16 protein-coding genes are annotated in these 18,078 nt (G+C 66.9%); 10 read left to right on the forward strand and 6 right to left on the reverse strand.

Annotation, left to right across the window (positions count from 1 at the left end; all coding sequences use genetic code 11):
• The first annotated feature begins 8 nt into the window (after nt 1–8).
• The 7 genes from mnmC to PL79_RS10670 all read left to right on the forward strand — a co-directional run bounded on the left by mnmC (nt 9) and on the right by PL79_RS10670 (nt 8,891).
• Complete coding sequence (gene mnmC, locus PL79_RS10630; protein WP_044845214.1) at nt 9–1,970, forward strand: bifunctional tRNA (5-methylaminomethyl-2-thiouridine)(34)-methyltransferase MnmD/FAD-dependent 5-carboxymethylaminomethyl-2-thiouridine(34) oxidoreductase MnmC; 1,962 nt, start codon at nt 9–11, stop codon at nt 1,968–1,970.
• Between the two features lie 675 nt (nt 1,971–2,645).
• Nucleotides 2,646–3,860, forward strand: a complete 1,215-nt coding sequence (locus PL79_RS10645; protein WP_044845215.1) for a cation:proton antiporter — start codon at nt 2,646–2,648, stop codon at nt 3,858–3,860.
• A 14-nt stretch (nt 3,861–3,874) separates the two neighbouring features.
• Complete coding sequence (locus PL79_RS10650) at nt 3,875–4,990, forward strand: YbdK family carboxylate-amine ligase (RefSeq protein WP_006490006.1); 1,116 nt, start codon at nt 3,875–3,877, stop codon at nt 4,988–4,990.
• Nucleotides 4,991–5,495: 505 nt separating this feature from the next.
• A complete protein-coding gene (locus PL79_RS10655) occupies nt 5,496–6,134 on the forward strand; it encodes a MarR family winged helix-turn-helix transcriptional regulator (RefSeq protein ID WP_044845216.1) in 639 nt (212 codons plus the stop codon).
• Nucleotides 6,135–6,162: 28 nt separating this feature from the next.
• Nucleotides 6,163–6,873 carry a glutamine amidotransferase gene (locus tag PL79_RS10660; RefSeq protein WP_044845248.1) on the forward strand — a complete coding sequence of 237 codons (711 nt, stop codon included), beginning with the start codon at nt 6,163–6,165 and terminating at the stop codon, nt 6,871–6,873.
• A gap of 192 nt (nt 6,874–7,065) precedes the next feature.
• On the forward strand, nt 7,066–8,178 hold the full coding sequence (locus PL79_RS10665) for an NADH:flavin oxidoreductase/NADH oxidase (protein ID WP_044845217.1): 1,113 nt from the start codon (nt 7,066–7,068) through the stop codon (nt 8,176–8,178).
• Between the two features lie 188 nt (nt 8,179–8,366).
• Nucleotides 8,367–8,891, forward strand: a complete 525-nt coding sequence (locus tag PL79_RS10670) for an SET domain-containing protein (protein ID WP_044845218.1) — start codon at nt 8,367–8,369, stop codon at nt 8,889–8,891.
• Between the two features lie 94 nt (nt 8,892–8,985).
• Here the strand turns inward: PL79_RS10670 and PL79_RS10675 are convergent, their stop codons facing one another.
• Together PL79_RS10675 and PL79_RS10680 are read right to left on the reverse strand one after the other, a co-directional pair.
• Nucleotides 8,986–10,470: a sensor histidine kinase gene (locus tag PL79_RS10675; RefSeq protein ID WP_044845219.1), complete on the reverse strand. Its 1,485-nt coding sequence runs from the start codon at nt 10,468–10,470 to the stop codon at nt 8,986–8,988.
• A 116-nt stretch (nt 10,471–10,586) separates the two neighbouring features.
• Nucleotides 10,587–11,279, reverse strand: coding sequence for a response regulator (locus PL79_RS10680; RefSeq protein WP_006401494.1), 693 nt, complete (start codon nt 11,277–11,279; stop codon nt 10,587–10,589).
• A 122-nt stretch (nt 11,280–11,401) separates the two neighbouring features.
• On the opposite strand from PL79_RS10680, the gene PL79_RS10685 reads away from it, so the two are divergent.
• Nucleotides 11,402–11,632: a DUF3717 domain-containing protein gene (locus PL79_RS10685; protein WP_044845220.1), complete on the forward strand. Its 231-nt coding sequence runs from the start codon at nt 11,402–11,404 to the stop codon at nt 11,630–11,632.
• Between the two features lie 92 nt (nt 11,633–11,724).
• Here the strand turns inward: PL79_RS10685 and PL79_RS10690 are convergent, their stop codons facing one another.
• Both PL79_RS10690 and phhA read right to left on the reverse strand, forming a co-directional pair.
• Nucleotides 11,725–12,033, reverse strand: a complete 309-nt coding sequence (locus tag PL79_RS10690; protein WP_044845221.1) for a 4a-hydroxytetrahydrobiopterin dehydratase — start codon at nt 12,031–12,033, stop codon at nt 11,725–11,727.
• Nucleotides 12,034–12,217: 184 nt separating this feature from the next.
• A complete protein-coding gene (gene phhA / locus PL79_RS10695; RefSeq protein WP_044845222.1) occupies nt 12,218–13,111 on the reverse strand; it encodes a phenylalanine 4-monooxygenase in 894 nt (297 codons plus the stop codon).
• Between the two features lie 138 nt (nt 13,112–13,249).
• Between phhA and PL79_RS10700 the strand changes: the two genes are divergently transcribed.
• A complete protein-coding gene (locus PL79_RS10700; protein ID WP_006408082.1) occupies nt 13,250–13,735 on the forward strand; it encodes an Lrp/AsnC family transcriptional regulator in 486 nt (161 codons plus the stop codon).
• A gap of 54 nt (nt 13,736–13,789) precedes the next feature.
• Here the strand turns inward: PL79_RS10700 and PL79_RS10705 are convergent, their stop codons facing one another.
• A complete protein-coding gene (locus PL79_RS10705) occupies nt 13,790–14,323 on the reverse strand; it encodes a class IV adenylate cyclase (protein ID WP_044845223.1) in 534 nt (177 codons plus the stop codon).
• 375 nt (nt 14,324–14,698) lie between these two features.
• Nucleotides 14,699–15,598: a LysR family transcriptional regulator gene (locus PL79_RS10710; RefSeq protein WP_044845224.1), complete on the reverse strand. Its 900-nt coding sequence runs from the start codon at nt 15,596–15,598 to the stop codon at nt 14,699–14,701.
• Nucleotides 15,599–16,000: 402 nt separating this feature from the next.
• On the opposite strand from PL79_RS10710, the gene PL79_RS10715 reads away from it, so the two are divergent.
• Nucleotides 16,001–17,686 (forward strand): GMC family oxidoreductase, encoded by a 1,686-nt coding sequence (locus tag PL79_RS10715; RefSeq protein WP_044845225.1) that lies wholly within the window; start codon nt 16,001–16,003, stop codon nt 17,684–17,686.
• Nucleotides 17,687–18,078: the final 392 nt, after the last annotated feature.

Here is an 18,078-nt window from a genome sequence, read left to right on the forward strand (position 1 = left end):
TGTTTCGCATGCCCGACCGACTCGTTCCCGCCACGCTCGCGTTCCGCGACGACGGCACCCTCATCTCGCCCGCGTACGGCGACATCTATCACAACGTCGCGGGCGCGCTCGCGCACGCGAACTACGTGTTCATCGCGGGCAACGCGCTGCCCGGGCGCTGGCAAGGCCGGCGCACGTTCACGATCGTCGAGACGGGGTTCGGCGCGGGCGTCAACTTCCTCGCGACCTGGGCCGCCTGGCGCGACGATCCCGCGCGCTGCGAACGGCTGCATTTCGTGTCGTTCGAGAAGCATCCGTTTTCGCGCGATGACCTGCGCCGGGCACTGTCCCATATGGTTGCGAACACAACGATATCGACGGAAGCGGAAATGCTCGCCGATGCGTGGCCGATGCTCGTTCCCGGTTTTCATCGCCTCGAATTCGACGCTGGCCGGGTCGTGCTCACGCTCGCGCTGGGCGACGCGTGCGAGATGCTGCCGAAACTGGTCGCCCGCGCCGATGCGTTCTATCTGGACGGTTTCGCGCCCGCGAAAAACCCGGATCTCTGGTCGGCCGACGTGTTCCGCGCGCTCGCACGTATCGCCGCCGAGAAGGCGACCTTTGCGACCTATTCGAGCGCGGGCGTGGTGAAACAAGCGCTCCTCGAAGCGGGTTTCACGTATCGCAAGATGGCCGGCCTGGCCGGCAAGTTCGCGATGCTCGCGGGCGAATACGCACCGCGCTGGCGGATGCGCCGGCACGAACCGCCGCGCGCGTTGCCGGTTGCCGCGCGCGACGCGATCGTGATCGGCGCGGGGCTGGCCGGCTGCGCGGTCGTCGAACGGCTCGCCGCGCGCGGCTGGAACGTCACGCTGATCGAGCGACACGCGCGAATCGCGAGCGACGCATCGGGCAATCCGGCCGGCGTATTCCATCCACTGATGACGCGCGACGACAACGTCGCGAGCCGCCTCACGCGCAGCGGTTTCCTGCATGCGCTGGCGCGCTGGCGCGCGCTCGAGCATGCGGGTCACGCGTTCGCGCGCAGCACGCGCGGGATGATCCATCTCGCGGAATCGGCCGACGATTTCGTGCGGATGCGCGATGCGTTCGACGCGCTCGGCGCACCGTCCGACTACGTGTCGCTGCTCGGCACGGACGCCGCGCGCGCGCATCTGAACCTGCCGGTCGCACATGGCGGCCTGCTGTTTCCGCACGGCGGCGCCGTCTGGCCGGCCGGGGTCTGCGCCGCACAAGTCGCGGCGGCCGGTGAACGCGTGACACTGCTCGCCGGCACCGAAGTCGCGCGACTCGAGCGCGATGGCGACACGTGGCGCGCCGTCGACGCGGCAGGCGCGACGCTCGCCGAGGCGCCGGTCGTCGTGCTCGCGAACGCGGGCGACGCCGTGCGTCTCGCGGGCCTGCGGCACGTCGCGCTGCAGCCGGTGCGCGGCCAGCTCACGCTGCTGCCGCCCGGCAGCACGGCACCGCTGCCGTGCCCCGCGATCGGCGACGGCTATGCGGTACCGCTCGACGACGGCACGCTGCTGATCGGCGCGACGTTCGAACCCGACGACCTCGATCCGGCGATGCGCGGCGCCGGGCATATCGAAAATATCGAGCGCGTCCGGCATCTGCTGCCCGGCCTGATCGGCGAGTTGCCGGACGTCGATACGCTGCGCGGGCGCGTCGCGTTTCGCTGGGTCGTCGCCGATCGCGTGCCGGTGATCGGCCCGCTCGCCGACGAAGCGCAGGCCGTCGCGAACGCACGCGTGCTGAGCGGTGCGAGGGCGCGCGACCTGCCGCGTACCGCGGGCCTGTACGGCGCATTCGGCTACGGTTCCCGCGGCCTCGTGTGGGCCGCGCTCGGCGCGGAACTGATCGCGTCGCAACTGGAAGGCGAGCCGCTGCCGCTCGAGCGCGAACTCGCCGATGCCGTCGACCCGGCCCGGTTCCTGATCCGCGCGCTGCGCGGCCGCCAGATCGGCTGATCTCGTCAGCCGAATCCTCACAGTCCTTCGATTTTTTCGCGCAAGGTTATCCACGCGACGCTGTGGATAACCGCGCGGAATCCGCACGCACTTCGTGTGCAATCACAGTGGACGTAAACTGGGCAACTCGGCACAGCTGTGAAACGGCCCGAAAGTTGCCCAACTCAAACCTCTGTGAGCAAACAGCCTGTGCAACGACTTATGGCCGCGCCAACGCCTTGATCTTGTTGCGTAAACCGAAGTTATCCACAGAACTGTGAGCGCCTTGTTAACTTCTACTACGTATATATACAAGTAAACCATTGAAACCAAAGACCTGTGGTGCCTCACAGCGCCACGAGTCGATTCAATCGGTTCCGGAGCGAAAAAGCTGTGGCACAATCGGTTTCCTTCGCGTTCGTTCGGCCAAGCGCCGGACATGCTTCAATGGAACGGTCGGCTCGATTTCGAATCTGAATCATCGAGACTGCGCAGTCCGTTCACACACCAGGCCGACAATCCAGATCGGCAGCCTGAACGACAGTTCCGCCGGATGGCGGAAAGAGGCGGATCCCATGTCCCGCCGTCGTCGACCACAACATTCACACTCGGGGCGATACCCAGCCGGCGCGCATCTCATTTCTGACGCTTGACCCCGCGCCGCTGGCGATTGCTTCCAAAGGAGAAGTCACCACGATGAAGTCGGCGTTCTCATTCCTGCCCAATTGGCCGCTCGCGCCGGATGCCGTGTTCTGGGCCGGGCTCGCGTTGTTCGCGGCCGGTCTGTGTGGCGAGCTGTGCTATCGCGCATGGCGGCTGCCGCGCATCACCGGGTATGCGGTGATCGGTCTCATCGCCGGTTCGTTCGGATTCGGCGTGATCGACGCGAGCACCGACGAAACCTCGCGGCTGCTGATCGACGTCGCGCTCGGCCTGCTGCTGTTCGAGCTCGGCAGCCGCCTCGACCTGAAATGGATCCGCCGCAATCCGTGGCTCATTGCGTCGAGCCTGGCCGAGGCGACGCTGACGTTCGTGCTCGTGCTGTTCGTGATGCTCGCGCTCGGCGTGTCGGGCATGGTCGCGCTCGTGCTGTCGGCGATCGCGATCGCGACGTCGCCGTCGATGGTGATCCAGCTCAAGACCGAGCTGCGCGCGGAAGGGCAGGTGTCGCAGCGCCTCATCACGCTGACCGCGCTGAACAGTGTGTACGCGATCGTGCTGACCAAGCTCGTCACGAGCTGGCTCCACCAGGAAGCGTACGGGAACGTTTTCGCGACGATCCTGCAACCCGCCTACCTGATCGCCGGTTCGTTCATCGTCGCGTACCTGGTCGCGCGCGCGTGCAACTACCTGTTCCGTCACATGACCGCGACGATGCGCGACGAGCATTCGTTCGTCGCGCTGTTCGGGCTCGTGATGCTCGCGATCGCGGTCGCGCAGGCGCTGAAGCTGTCGACGCTGCTCACGCTGCTGCTCGCCGGCATCATCGTGAAGAACCTCGAAGCGCGGCCGCAGCTGTGGCCCGAGCATTTCGGCACGGCAGGCTGGCTGCTGACGGTGATCCTGTTCGTGCTGACGCTCACGTCGTTCACGTGGGGCGACATCGCGCTCGGCGGCCTGCTCGCGATCGCGCTGATCGTCACGCGGCTCGCCGCCAAGCTCGCCGGCGTCGTCGCGTTCGCGAAGCCGAGCGGGCTCGGGATGAAGCAGGGCGTCGCGCTCGGCATCGCGCTGACACCGATGTCCGCGCTGTCGTACCTGCTCGTCGACGACACCTACCAGCTCTATCCGAATTTCGACCCGCACCTGCGCGCGATCGTGATGTGCACGATCGTGATCCTGCAGCTCGTCAGCCCGTTCGTCGTCTACCGCTGCCTGTCGGCGGTCAGCGAACGCAGCGACAGAAACTGATTCCGGAACCTGCCATGGCACTCGAAACCTTCGTCAATTCCGAACCGTTCACGTTCGGCGTCGAACTGGAGATCCAGGTCGTCAACACGCACAACTACGACCTCACCAAGGCTGCATCCGACCTGATGCGCCTGATCCAGGGCGAGACCTTCCCCGGCAACATCACGCCTGAAATCACCGAGAGCATGATCGAGCTGTCGACCGGCATCTGCCATTCGCACGAGCAGGCGGTCTCCGAGCTGCACGCGATCCGCGACGTGCTCGTGAAGGCGGCCGACCAGCTCAACGTCGGGCTCGCCGGCGGCGGCACGCACGCGTTCCAGCAATGGAGCGACCGGCAGATCTACGACGCGCCGCGCTTCCAGTACATCTCCGAGCTGTACGGCTATCTCGCGAAGCAGTTCACCGTGTTCGGCCAGCACGTGCACATCGGCTGTCCCGATCCGGACAGCGCGCTGTTCCTGCTGCACTCGATGTCGCGCTTCATTCCGCACTTCATCGCGCTGTCCGCGTCGTCGCCGTTCGTGCAGAACGTCGACACCGGCTTCCATTCGGCGCGCCTGAATTCGGTGTTCGCGTTCCCGCTGTCGGGCCGCGCGCCGTTCGTGCTGACCTGGGACAGCTTCGAGGAGTACTTCACGAAGATGGTCAACACGGGCGTCGTCAACTCGATGAAGGACTTTTACTGGGACATCCGGCCGAAGCCCGGCTACGGGACGATCGAGGTGCGCGTGATGGACACGCCGCTGTCGGTCGACCGCGCGGCCGCGATCGCGTGCTACATCCAGACGCTCGCGCGCTACCTGCTGACCGACCGGCCGCTGAAGCTGTCGGAGGACGACTATCTCGTCTACACATTCAACCGTTTCGAAGCCTGCCGCTTCGGGCTCGAGGGCACCTGCGTCAATCCTCAGACAGGTGAGCGCCGCACGATCGCGGAAGACATCCTCGACACGCTCGACCGGATCGCGCCGCATGCGGCCGCGCTTGGCTCGCGCGCGGCACTCGACGAGATCGGTGCACTCGCGAAGGCGCGCGTGAATGACGCATCGTGGTTGAGAACCGTTTTCAAACAGGAAAAATCGCTGAACGAGACGGTCCGCCAGCAGTGCCTGCGCTGGCGTGAATGAAAAAATGTTTTGCAGATTACAGGCTCGACCGCGCGGCGATTCGCTGAATGCCGGTCGACGCCGATTCGGGCGTTCCGCGTCGCCAGTCCTCCTGAAAATCTGTGGATAACTGGATATTCCGCTGCAAAGTCAACGCACTGCGGTATGGATAACCCGGTGGATCGCCGCCAGCCGCACGATGGCCGATTCGAACAGGAAAATGTTTGCGCGTTGCGCCGTGAGGCCGGCAGGGATTGCCGGCACAACGAAAAAATCCGGTTATCCAGCGATTTTCCACAGAATGAAGGGGATAACTTAGCTGTGCGATTTTCCGCTCTCGCTTAGAATGTCGGCTTTGCGGACACCGGAACGACCAGTGTCTCACCGGTCGCCGCGAACGCGACCGCCGCGTGTGCCTCGCGACGGCCGTGTCGACGCTCCTCGATGAGCGTCTGTTTTGAGATAGACATTCGATCTCCACACTACGGCTGCTCGGCAATCCGGGCGGCGGCAAAGCGAAAAGACTATGAGCGAAGGCGTTTACGGGAATCAGGCTTCGGGACGTGTGACCCACAGCTTGCTGCGGTTGAGTACGGCCATGCGAAGCCAGGCATGGGATTGGGCGGAAGGCGCGGGCCTCACGCCGACGCAGGGCGAGATCCTCGTGCTGCTGCTGCAACGCAAGGGCCCGATGCGGCTCGGCGAGATCGCGCGCGAGACGCAGCTCACGGCTGCGACCACCAGCGATGCGGTCAGCACGCTCGAGACGAAGGGGCTCGTCGAGAAGCGCCGCGCGCTGGACGACGGCCGCGCGCTTGCCGTGCGCCTGTCGGCCCGCGGCCGTACCGCGGCGAAGAAGGCGCTGCAATGGCCGGAATTCCTGACGAAGGCGGTCGGCAAACTCGGCGCGGACGAGCAGGGCGCGCTGTACCGCGCGCTGCTGAAGACGCTGCGCGAACTGCAGGTGGCCGGCGCGACGCCGCCGCAGCGCATGTGCCTGACGTGCACGCATTTCCAGCCGGGCAAGCAGTCGAAGAAGACCGTGCATCACTGCGCGGCGCTCGACCTGTCGATGGCCGACAGCGATCTGCGTCTCGACTGTTCGGTGCACGAAGAAGCCGACGCGGCAACGCAAAAGAAGACCTGGAAGGTGTTCGCCGGCTGACGTCCGTCGATCGACCGGGAGGCCGATGATGAACGCTGAAGTGGTGGCGATCCGCCACGTGCATTTCGAGGACCTCGGCAGCTTCGAGCAGGTGCTCGGGGCGCGCGGGCGGCGGGTGCGCTACGTCGACGTCGGCGCGTCGCGCGTCGAGGTGCTCGACGCGCTCAAGCCGGCGCTGCTCGTGATGCTCGGCGGGCCGCTCAGCGTGTACGAGGACGCGCAGTATCCGTCGATCGCGCCGCTCACGGCGCTCGTGCGCCAGCGCATCGACGCCGGGCTGCCGATCCTCGGTATCTGCCTTGGCGCGCAGTTCATCGCCCGCGCGCTCGGTGCACGCGTCTATCCGGCTGCGCAGAAGGAACTCGGCTGGGCGCCGCTGACGCTCACCGACGCGGGCCGCGCGTCGCCGCTGCGCCATCTCGACGGCGTGGCGACCTCGATGCTGCACTGGCACGGCGATACGTTCGACCTGCCGGGCGGCGCGATCCATCTCGCCTCGACACCGGCCTGCCGCCACCAGGCGTTCGCATGGGGGCAGCACGTGCTGGCGCTGCAATGCCATCCCGAAATCCGTGCCGACCGCTTCGAACCCTGGCTGATCGGCAACGCCGGCGAAATCGCGTCGACGCCCGGCATCGACGCACGCCAGCTGCGCGCCGACACCGTGCAGCACGGTCCCGCGCTGGAGACGGCCGCGCGACGCATGTTCGCGGAGTGGCTCGACAGCGTCGGGCTTTGATCCCGAGCGAGCGGCACCGCGCGTGACCGACCCGCAGGCCTTGCCGGTCGGCGCACCGCTGCATGCCGTGTGCGCGCGGCATCGCTGCCGGCGCTACCTGACCATCCGCTTACTGCCGAACCGGCCGCCAGCAGGCTTCGAGCCCGCATGCTACGCTCGTCCGCTGTTTCCCTTTCCTGGCGAGCGGCCTCCATGACTGCGCTGTTTTCCCCGTTCACGCTGCGCGGCGTGACCCTTCCGAACCGGATCGTGATCTCCCCGATGTGCCAGTACTCGGCCGAGCGCGGCGAGGCGACCGACTGGCACATGATTCACCTCGGCCATCTCGCGCTGTCCGGCGCGGGCCTGCTCTGCATCGAAGCGACCGCGGTCGAACCCGACGGGCGCATCACGGCCGGCGACCTCGGTTTGTGGGACGACGCGACCGAAGCAGCGCTCAAGCCCGTGCTGGCGGCGATCCGCAAGCATTCGCCGGTCCGCGTCGCGATGCAGCTGTCGCACGCGGGGCGCAAGGCGTCGAGCGAGGTGCCGTGGAAGGGCGGCCAGCTCGTGTCCGTCGCCGATGGCGGCTGGCTGCCGCATGCGCCGTCGGCCCTACCGCACAAGGACGGCGAGACGCCGCCGCTCGCGCTCGACGCGGCCGGCCTGAACCGGATCCGCGACGCGTTCGCGGCGAGCGCGAAGCGTGCCGCGCGCCTCGGCATCGATGCGATCGAGGTGCATGCGGCGCACGGCTACCTGCTGCATCAGTTCCTGTCGCCGCTTGCGAACCAGCGTACCGACGAATACGGCGGCTCGCGCGAAAACCGGATGCGCTTTCCGCTCGAGATCTTCGAGATCGTGCGCGCGGCGTTTCCTGCGGACCGGCCGGTCGGCGTGCGCGTGTCGGCGACCGACTGGGTCGAGGGCGGCTGGGAACTCGAGGACACGATTGCGTTTGCGCACGAGCTGAAGCAGCGCGGCTGCGACTGGATCGACGTGTCGTCCGGCGGCGTGTCGCCGCTGCAGAAGATTCCGCTGTCGCCCGGTTACCAGGTGCCGTTCGCGCAGGCGGTGAAGCGCGCGGTCGGGATGCCGACGATCGCGGTCGGCCTGATCAACGATCCCGCGCATGCGAACCGGCTGATCGAGTCGGGCGACGCCGATTTCGTCGCGATGGCGCGCGCGATGCTGTACGACCCGCGCTGGCCGTGGCATGCGGCTGCCGAGCTCGGCGCGCAGGTGTCGGCGCCGCCGCAGTACTGGCGTTCGCAGCCGCGCGAGCACAAGGCGTTGTTCGGCGACATCGCATTCGGCCAGCGCTGAGCGTCATGCGCGCAATATTGCGCGCGATGTTGAGCGAAGCAATCTTGAACGTGTAGGATGCGGGTGATTCGCCGCATGTCCCGACGCGGCACCGACCGGTGCCGCGTTTTCGTTTTGCGCGACGCACGGCCGCGCAAAACGACAGCGCGGCCGTCTTCCATTCAAGTCGTCTTCAAAGGATTCGTTCGATGAGTTCACGCAGGATCGCGGTACGCCGCTCGGGAGTTCACGGCAAGGGCGTGTTCGCGGTGGAGCCGATCAAGGCCGGCGAACGCGTAGTGGAATACAAGGGCGAGCGAATTTCGTGGAAGGAAGCGCTGCGCCGCCATCCGCACGACCCGAACGAGCCGAACCATACGTTCTACTTCGCACTGGAAGAGGGCGGGGTGATCGACGGCAAGATCGACGGCAACAGCGCGCGCTGGATCAACCATTCGTGCGCGCCGAACTGCGAGGCCGAGGAGATCAAGGGCCGCGTGTTCATCCACGCACTGCGCGACATCGGGCCGGAAGAAGAGCTGTTCTACGACTACGGCCTCGTGATCGACGAGAAGCTGACGAAGAAACTCAAGCGGGAATACGCGTGCCATTGCGGCGCGACCGCATGCCGCGGCACGCTGCTCGCCACGCCGGACGACGACGGCAAGAAGAAGAAGGACAGGAAGGACGGCAAGTCCGAGTCCGGCGCGAAGGACAAGAAAAAGAAGAAGTGACCGGTGAGGCCGCGCATCGCGCGCGGCTGCGTCACCGCCGGATGGCCGCCGCGCGGCCGTCCATCCAGCCTGATGAGGGTTCGCCGCACGTGCCTCAGTGCGTCGGCGCGGCGGCCGGCGTCTCGCTCGCCGGCTTCCCGGTGCGCTTGGCGAGCGGCACCCGCACCACGAAGCGCGAACCGCCTTCCGATGCATCCTCGTACGACACCGTGCCGCCGTGCATCGCGATGATGTCGTGCACGATCGCGAGCCCGAGCCCGGCGCCCGTCTCGACGCCGTTGCCGCTTTGCGCGTCGCCACGGAAGAAGCGCTTGAACAGGTCGGCCTGCTGATTGGCCGGCACGCCCGGGCCGTTGTCCTCGACGACGATCTCGGCGGCCGGTTCGCCGGTCTCGAGCGCGCCGCGCGCGACGTTCACCGTGATCCGCGCCCCGTGCGGCCGGGCGAGCGGCACGTATTTCAACGCATTGTCGAGCAGGTTCGCGATCACCTCGCGCAGCAGCACGGGGTTGCCGCGCACGTTCAGCGTTTCGTCCTCGCCGGGATCGTCGCTTCGCTGGAAGCCGAGGTCGACATGCGACGCGAGCGCGCGCGGCACCCATTCGGCACCCGTCTCGAACGCCATCGCGGCCAGGTCGACGTCGACGAAACGCGCGGCCTGTTCGCCCGGCTCCGCGCGCGCGAGCGACAGCAGCTGGTTCGACAGCCGCACCGCGCGGTCGGCGGCCGCGCGCAGTTCGCGCACCGCGGCATAGGTCTGCTGCGGGTCGCGCGCGACGGCGGCCTGCTCGGCATGCAGCTTCACGGCCGTGAGCGGCGTGCGCAACTGGTGCGCGGCATCGGCGATGAACTTGCGCTGCGCGTCGAGCGCGGTCTTCAGGCGGCCGAGCAGCGCGTTCATCGCGCTCGTCAGCGGCCGGATCTCGAGCGGCACGTCGGTTTCGTCGACCGGCTCCAGCGACGTGTGGGTCTGCCGGTTCAGCGAATCGGCGAGATGCGTGAGCGGGCCGAGCTGCTGGTTCACGACGCGCCACACGATGCCCCAGCCCGCGAGCAGCAGCAGCAGCAGCGGCATCATGATCGCGACGAGGAATTCGGCCGCGATCCGGTAGCGGTGCCGCACCGGCTGCGCGACCTCGACCACCATCGGCCGGCCGCCGTCGACTTCCTCGACGCGCACCTGCGCGACCCGCACCGCGCGGTTGTCGTACTCGGCCTCGAACACGTACGCGTGATGCATGCGGCGCACGTTGATGCCCCGCAGCGGCAGTTTCGGATCGCCGGCGAGTTCCTGCTCGCCGTCGCTGATCCGGTAGATCAGCGCCTCGGCCGGATCGGAGAACATCGCCTGCGCGAGCGGCGGCACCGTGAACGGCGCGTCGGGGCCGGCGATCTGGATCTGTTTGGAGATGGCGGTCGCGAGGTCGGCGAGCGAGCGGTCGATCACGTGTTGCGTGTATTGCCACGCGAGCCAGTAGGCGATCAGGCCGCTCATCAGCGCGAGCATCGACAGCGGCGCGGCGAGGCGCCGGAGTAGCGAGCGGCGCAGGCTGGTGGTCACAGCCGGATCAGAAGACATTTCGACGGGCAAATGGATAAGCGCCGCTCACGGGGAGCGGCGCGGACGTGCGCCGGACGGCGACGCGGGCAGGGCGGCTCGCCGGCGGCACGCGGCCGGCCGGCGTGCGGCGCCGCTCAGACGCTCGCGGTCTGGCGGATTTCCTGCAGCAGATAGCCGAAGCCGCGCACCGTGACGATTTCGACGCGGCACTGCTCGAGTTTCTTGCGCACGCGATGCACGTAGACTTCGATTGCGGTGTCGCCGAGATCGCCGCCGAAGTGCGTGAGGTGATCCTGCAGCTGGGCCTTGCTGACGACGCGGCCGTGACGCAGCAGCAGCATTTCCAGCACCGCGAATTCGCGCGGCGACAGTTCGAGCGGCTTGTCGTCGTTGAAGATGCGGCGATCGACGCCCGAGAGGCGGACGCCGCCGAGCGACACTTCCGGACGCGGCATGTCGCTGTGCGGGCCGCTGCGGCGCATCACCGCGCGGATGCGCGCTTCGAGCTCGGCCGGCTCGAACGGCTTGAGCATGTAGTCGTCGGCGCCGGAGTTCAGGCCCTGGATCCGGTCGTTCAGTTCGTCGCGCGCGGTCAGCACGATGACCGGCGTGTGGCGGTTGGTCTGGCGGAAACGCGTGAGCAGCGTCATCCCGTCGATGCCCGGCAGGCCGAGGTCGAGGATCACGAGTTCGTGGCGGTTCTGTGCCAGCGCCTGTTCGGCAAAGATGCCGTCATGCACCATGTCGACGGTGAAGCCAGCCTGCTCGAGGCTGCTCTGGATACCGCGTGCGATGGGGCGGTCGTCTTCGATCAGAAGGAGTCGCATGAAGTTCGCTCAAGTACAATGGGTTGGCGGTTCAGGCACGCGGACAGCACGACGCCGTTTCCACAGGGGCGCCGCATCGCCTGACATCAAGCATGGCGGCCAGCGAACGATTAAATCCAATCATGTCCGATATTTCGATCCACGACCTCGAAGCCGCGATCAATTTCTGGCGCGCCCGCTCGCCGTCGAGCGGCGACGAACTCAAACTCTGCGAAGAGGCCAGTGCGCTCTCCAAGCCGTATGCGCTGCTGATTGTACAGCGCGCAAGCGCGCTGCAACTGGAAGGTTTGGACCCTAGGGCGCGGAAAGCGTACGAGACTTACGTGCGCCTTAAGGATGGCTTGGAAAGTTGAAGGCTTTCGCTGAGTACATCCTAGAAAACGTTCATCGAAATGAAAAGTTGACGCGCCGCGCGTCGAAAGACGCGCGGCGGTAGAGGACGACCTCAGGCGGCCGGTTGGGTATGTGCGCACACCTGGTCGATGAACGTCGCGAGCGCGATGTCGCGCTCGGTCAGGCCGTCCGCATCGTGGGTCGACAGCGTCACGTCGACGCGGTTGTATACGTTGAACCATTCCGGATGGTGGTTCATTTCCTGCGCCTTGATCGCGACGCGCGTCATGAAGCCGAAGGCCTCGTTGAAATCGGCGAAGCGCAGGCTGCGCTGGATCGCGTCGCGGCCCGGCACGGCCGTCCAGTGCGGCAGGCCTTCGAGCCGGGTCTTGCGTTCTTCTGATGTGAGCTTGTGGATCATGTTGCACCTCGTTGGGTAACGGCGCCCGCACGCGGGCAAAGGCCACGCGGCAAAGCCGGTACCGGTCATTGTTTCATAGTTGGGCGACGGGCATTCGGTGACGGGCATCCGGGGACGGCCATCTGGCGACGGGCATCGGAAGGCGGGCGCCGGCGCACGAATCACGCCGGCGTGGCCCGCGGCCTTACGCGTCCGCGTCGTCCGGCCAGCCTTCTCCCGTGCCGCGATGCAGCACGAGATCGCCATCGCATACCGCGCCGGCCGCGAATTCGGGCTGCGCGGCCAGCCGGTCGGCCAGCGCGCGGCCGTCGACGTCGGCCAGCGCGAACAGCTGCGCGAAATCGTCGATTACGAAGTAGGTCTTTTGGAACGTGTCGATCCGGTACCGCGTGCGCATCACGCGCTCGAGGTCGAAACCGAGCCGGTTCGGCGCCGCGCTTTCGAGACTGTAGAGGCTCTCGCCCTTGCTCGACACGATCCCGGCGCCGTAGATCGACAGCCCGTTCGTGCCCTGCGGGTCGCGGATCAGGCCGAATTCCACCGTATACCAGTAGAGGCGCGCCAGCCGCGCGAGCGCCGCTTCGTCGTCCGCGACCGCGAGCGCGGTGCGGCCGTAGGCCTGCATGTAGTCGGCGAACACCGGTTCGATCAGCAGCGGCACGTGGCCGAACAGGTCGTGGAAGCAGTCGGGTTCCTGCAGGTAGTCGAGCTGGTCCGGGCGGCGCATCCACCAGGTGACCGGAAACCGCCGGTTCGCGAGGTGCTCGAAGAACACGCGATCGGGCACGAGGCCCGGCACCGCGACGATTTCCCAGCCGGTGGCCGGCTTCAGCTGGCGGTTCACGTCGGCGAACGACGGCACGCGATCGGCCGGCAGGTCGATCTTCCCGAGCCCGGCGACGAACGCGTCGCACGCGCGACCGCGCAGCAGCGCCGACTGGCGCGCATAGAGCTGCTGCCACACCGCGTGGTCGACCTGGCCGTAACGTTCGAGCGGCTGGTCGATGGTGAAATCGGCGCGGGTTTCGAGGCCCGCATCGAACTGCTCCTGCAGTTTCGCGGTGACGACGGTGGACATGGTGAGGCTCTGCACGCTGTGATGGGAACCATGCAAGTGTAGAGCGGGGGACATGCGGAATGGGCGCAAAGATGGCGTTGATTCGCTTGATGGTGCGATAATCGCGCATCAAAATCGTAATCAATGCGGAGAATGTTCATGCTGGAACTCGATCACTTCGATCTCGCGCTTCTCGACGTGCTGCAGCGCTTCGGCCGCGCGACGCACCAGCAGCTTGGCGAGGAGGTGCCGCTGTCGCCGTCGCAGATCGGCCGGCGGCTGCAGCGGCTCGAGGCGGCCGGCGTGATCGAAGGCTATCGCGTGATGTTGCGCCCCGAAAAGCTTGGGCTCGGCGTCACCGCGTTCACGAGCCTGAAGCTCAAGCACCACGGCGATTCGATCATCGAGCAGTTCCAGCAGCAGATCGACGTGCTGCCCGAGGTGCTCGAATGCCATGCCGTGGTCGGCGATGCCGACTATCTGCTGCGGATCGTCGCGCCGGATCTCAACGCGCTGTCGCAGTTCGTGATGAAGAAGCTGATGCGCGTGCCGGGCGTCGACAGCGTGCGCTCGAACATCGTACTGACGACGTTCAAGCGCAATGGCGCGCTGCCGCTCGCGCACCTGGCGCCCGGCGCCGCGTGACGCGGCGGCGGGGTTGGCAGCGGGGCGCAAGGCGCCGCCGCGGATAGGGCTCGATCAGGCCGCTTCGGATTGCGCGTCGGCGTTCAGCAGGTCGACGTACGCGACCGCGACGAGATCCTCGTGCGCCACGCCGAGCTTCGCGAACACGTCATGCGCCTCGGCTTCGCCGCCGGCTTCGTCGTCGTCGGGGCCGAGCACCACTTCCAGTTCGATGAAGTCGCCGAGGCCGTCGACGCGGTCGAGGTGGATCCGCGTGCGGCCGACGAGGTACACGTGCCGTTCCTTCGTCACGATGCCGCGCGTGGTCAGCGCGGTCGCGAGCAGCGAGTGCATCGCGTCCGGGTTCGTCACAGGGCTGCGCGTGTAGTACGACGCCTTCGGACCGTCGCGATCGTCGCGCTGGTAGAAGATCAGCTCGGCCGGCGTGCCGTCTTCGAAGCGGCGCAGCTTCAGCCGGCCGCGCGGCACGTCGTAGAAGAAATCCTGCTGGCGGTAGAAGAGCGGTGCTTCGGTTGCGAGCATCGCGGCGCGTTCGCGCAGCTGGTCGAATTCGCGGGCGCGGGCTTTGATCTCGATGTTGCGGGCCATGCGGGTCTCCTTCAATCAGGGGTCTCGCGGTGTGCGAACGGACAATCTAGCAAAAAGCCTGGGATGGTGGCGTGACGAGCGACTGGCGCGCGGCAGCGCGACTCGGAGCGGGCGATTGGGGCTCGTATGTGATTTCGCTGGTTATGCGCGGGTGTGTTGGCGATTTGTGATTCGCAAGATCCGCCGGAGACGCCAAAGACGCCAAAGACGCCGCAGACGCCGCAGACGCAGGGATGCAGGGATGCAGGGATGCAGGGATGCAGGGATGTAGGGATGTAGGGATGCAGAGGAGCAGTGACGAGAGGAACAGGAATAGCAGGAAGCGTCAGGCGTAAAAGTCCACTGCACGACCCGTCACACCGACATCAGCCACGCTCATATCGCCCACTGCGTCTCGATCAGCCGCAGCGCGGCCGCGATCGCCGGTTCGTCGCGCCGCTCGACGAGCGCCACAAAGGTCAGCTCGGTCGGCACCGTCACGCGTTCGACGATCGTCAGCGCGTGCGCGTGCGCTTCGGCCAGCGCGGTCGAGTCCCGCGCGAGCGTCAACCCGATCCCCGATTTCACGAGATCGAGCATCGACTGCTCCTGGTCGACCTCGGCGACCTTCACCGGCTGCGCGCCGGCCGCCGCGAAAAGCCGCGACAGCAGCCGGTGATGGGCGGACGCCGGCGGCGTCCAGATCCACGGCAGCGCGGCGAGCGCGCGCCAGTCGTGCGCGCGCTGCACGCGCTCCTTCCAGCCGGCCGGCGCGAGCACGCGGTACTGGAAACGCGTGAGCGTGACCGTGTGGAACAGCGTGTCGTCGCGCGGCTCGTCCTCGCCGGGCCGGCCGATGTAGTAGCCGACGTCGAGCGCCCGCGCGCGCACCTGCTCGAGCACCCAGCCGGACATCCCGTGCCGCAGCGCGGTTTCTATCTGCGGATGGGTTTCGACCAGCGCGCGCAGGAAGCCGCCGAGCCGCAGGAAACCGGGGTCGAGAATCGTGCCGATCCGCAACCGGCCACGCACCTCGTGCCGCAGCGCGGCAGCGGCGCGCTGCACGTCGGCGGCTGCGGCCAGCGCGCGCTCCGCGTGCGGCAGCAGCGTCTGGCCGTCGCGTGTGAGCGCGAGCCCGCGCGACGTGCGCGTGAACAGCGTGACGCCGAGCGTTTCCTGCAGATGCTTGATCTGCAGGCTGACGGCCGGCTGCGTCAGGTGCAACTGCACGGCGGCGCGCGTCAGGTTGCCTTCGCGGGCGACCGTCGCGAACGCACGGAGCAGGGTGAGATCCATCGTCGTGATATGAGCGCAGCTTATAACGCAGTTCAGCATAACTCATTGGATTGGTGGACGGCAGGCGGAGTACGCTTCATCGATCGCGTCGCCCGCGACGCACTATGCTGAAAACTACGCGCGGGATTGCGCCGCGCGGGACACAACAATGCGCTTTGCATGGGGCACGAGTAGGCGATGAAGTGCTAACTCGGGTCGACCGCAAAGCACGGGGCACGAGTAAGCGCTAAAGCGCCAACTCGGGTCGACCGCCGTGGGGATGGAGTAAGCGCTGAAGCGCCAACTTCATCCAACCACGCCATGGGACCCGAGTAAGCGCTGAAGCGCTAACTCGGGTCGACCGCAAAGCATGGGACCCGAGTAAGCGCTAAAGCGCTAACTCGGGTCGACAGGAGACACGTCGTGACGACTCAACGCACGCTCGAGGGCGAATTCGATTACGTGATCGTCGGCGCGGGCACCGCAGGCTGCGTGCTCGCGAACCGCCTGACCGAGGATCCCGAGATCCGCGTGCTGCTGCTCGAAGCGGGCGGCAAGGACGACTATCACTGGATCCACATCCCGGTCGGCTATCTGTACTGCATCGGCAATCCACGCACGGACTGGCTGTACAAGACACAGCCGGAGGCGGCGCTCAACGGCCGCGCACTGTCGTATCCGCGCGGTCGCGTGCTCGGCGGCTGCTCGTCGATCAACGGGATGATCTACATGCGCGGCCAGCGCGAGGATTACGACAGCTGGGCGCAGGAAACCGGCGACGCGGGCTGGTCGTGGGACAGCGTGCTGCCGATCTTCAAGCGCAGCGAGGACCACCACGCGGGTGCGAGCGACGCACACGGCGCAGGTGGCTACTGGCGCGTCGAGAAGCAGCGGCTGCGCTGGGAGATCCTCGAATCGTTCGCGCAGGCCGCGCAGCAGACGGGCATCCCGGCGACCGACGATTTCAACCGCGGCGACAACAGCGGGGTCGGCTATTTCGAGGTGAACCAGAAGCGCGGCGTGCGCTGGAATACGTCGAAGGCGTTCCTGCGCCCCGCGATGACGCGCCCGAACCTGACCGTGATAACCGGCGCGCATGCGCAGCGCGTGATCTTCGACGGGCGGCGCGCGGTCGGCGTCGAGTATCGCGGCGGCGGCACCGACTACGTCGCGCACGCACGCGCCGAAGTGCTGCTGACCGCCGGCGCGGTGAACTCGCCGCAGCTGCTCGAACTGTCGGGCATCGGTGCGGGCGCACGGCTGCAGGCGCTCGGCATCGACGTCGTGCAGGACCTGCCGGGCGTCGGCGAGAACCTGCAGGATCACCTGCAACTGCGGATGGCGTTTCGCGTCGAAGGCGTGCGCACGTTGAACACGCTGTCCGCGCACTGGTGGGGCAAGCTGATGATCGGCGCGGAATACGCGCTGCTGCAGCGCGGGCCGATGTCGATGGCGCCGTCGCAGCTCGGTGCGTTCGCAAAATCCGATCCCGACGATCCCGCGCTCACGCGCCCCGATCTCGAATATCACGTGCAGCCGCTGTCGCTCGAGCGCTTCGGCGAGCCGCTGCACAGCTTCAACGCCTTTACGGCGTCCGTCTGCCATCTGCGGCCGAGTTCGCGCGGCAGCGTGCATATCGCGAGCCCCGATGCCGGCGTGGCGCCGTCGATCGCACCGAACTATCTGTCGACCGACCACGATCGCCAGGTCGCCGCGAACGCGCTGCGTCTCACGCGCCGCATCGCATCCGCGCCGGCGCTCGCGCGCTACCGTCCGGAGGAGATCCTGCCGGGCGAGCGATACCGGACCGAAGCCGAACTGATCGAAGCGGCGGGTGCGGTCGGCACGACGATCTTCCATCCGGTCGGTACGTGCCGGATGGGGCGCGCGGACGACGCGCGTGCCGTCGTCGACAGCCGGCTGCGCGTGCGCGGCATCGCCGGGCTGCGGATCGTCGACGCATCGGTGATGCCGTTCATCACGTCGGGCAACACGAATTCGCCTACGCTGATGATCGCCGAGCGCGCAAGCGACATGATTCGCGCCGATCGACGCGCGACGCGTGACGCGACGCAGGTGCGAACGGACGCGACGATGACGGCTGCGTGACGCCACGCTGACACGCGCGACAGCGGGCTGTCATCCGAGCACCCGCTGTTTCGCTATGCGAAGCAAAGGTGACGCGCGAGCATCACAATGACACGGGCGCGGCGATGCGCACGGCAATTGCTTCGCCCACTCGCTTATCGCTTATGTCACGCGGCTTTTTTTGCGCGACGACATGACGCGCAGCGTCACATGCCTGCGTTCAATCAGGCACGTCCGATGCGAGCATGCGCACCTCGATGATGCGCGCGTCAAAAAAGCGCGTCGAAAATTTGCGCTCAGCCGCGCCCGATATGGCCGCCAGCCCTATAAGTGCAAATCCCGATGATTGCACTGCACCAACGGCGCGACAATGTTGCGCAGTGTGCATACGCGTCGGCGCGGGAGACCACCCT

Origin of the sequence: Burkholderia sp. USMB20, from assembly GCF_000949135.2 — a bacterium.
Taxonomy (GTDB): Bacteria; Pseudomonadota; Gammaproteobacteria; order Burkholderiales; family Burkholderiaceae; genus Burkholderia.

Coding starts and splice junctions, on each gene's coding strand:
- mnmC (WP_044845214.1), top strand. CDS start 9: ATGCCCGACCGACTCGTTCCCGCCACGCTCGCGTTCCGCGACGACGGC.
- PL79_RS10645 (WP_044845215.1), top strand. CDS start 2,646: ATGAAGTCGGCGTTCTCATTCCTGCCCAATTGGCCGCTCGCGCCGGAT.
- PL79_RS10650 (WP_006490006.1), top strand. CDS start 3,875: ATGGCACTCGAAACCTTCGTCAATTCCGAACCGTTCACGTTCGGCGTC.
- PL79_RS10655 (WP_044845216.1), top strand. CDS start 5,496: ATGAGCGAAGGCGTTTACGGGAATCAGGCTTCGGGACGTGTGACCCAC.
- PL79_RS10660 (WP_044845248.1), top strand. CDS start 6,163: ATGAACGCTGAAGTGGTGGCGATCCGCCACGTGCATTTCGAGGACCTC.
- PL79_RS10665 (WP_044845217.1), top strand. CDS start 7,066: ATGACTGCGCTGTTTTCCCCGTTCACGCTGCGCGGCGTGACCCTTCCG.
- PL79_RS10670 (WP_044845218.1), top strand. CDS start 8,367: ATGAGTTCACGCAGGATCGCGGTACGCCGCTCGGGAGTTCACGGCAAG.
- PL79_RS10675 (WP_044845219.1), bottom strand. CDS start 10,470: ATGTCTTCTGATCCGGCTGTGACCACCAGCCTGCGCCGCTCGCTACTC.
- PL79_RS10680 (WP_006401494.1), bottom strand. CDS start 11,279: ATGCGACTCCTTCTGATCGAAGACGACCGCCCCATCGCACGCGGTATC.
- PL79_RS10685 (WP_044845220.1), top strand. CDS start 11,402: ATGTCCGATATTTCGATCCACGACCTCGAAGCCGCGATCAATTTCTGG.
- PL79_RS10690 (WP_044845221.1), bottom strand. CDS start 12,033: ATGATCCACAAGCTCACATCAGAAGAACGCAAGACCCGGCTCGAAGGC.
- phhA (WP_044845222.1), bottom strand. CDS start 13,111: ATGTCCACCGTCGTCACCGCGAAACTGCAGGAGCAGTTCGATGCGGGC.
- PL79_RS10700 (WP_006408082.1), top strand. CDS start 13,250: ATGCTGGAACTCGATCACTTCGATCTCGCGCTTCTCGACGTGCTGCAG.
- PL79_RS10705 (WP_044845223.1), bottom strand. CDS start 14,323: ATGGCCCGCAACATCGAGATCAAAGCCCGCGCCCGCGAATTCGACCAG.
- PL79_RS10710 (WP_044845224.1), bottom strand. CDS start 15,598: ATGGATCTCACCCTGCTCCGTGCGTTCGCGACGGTCGCCCGCGAAGGC.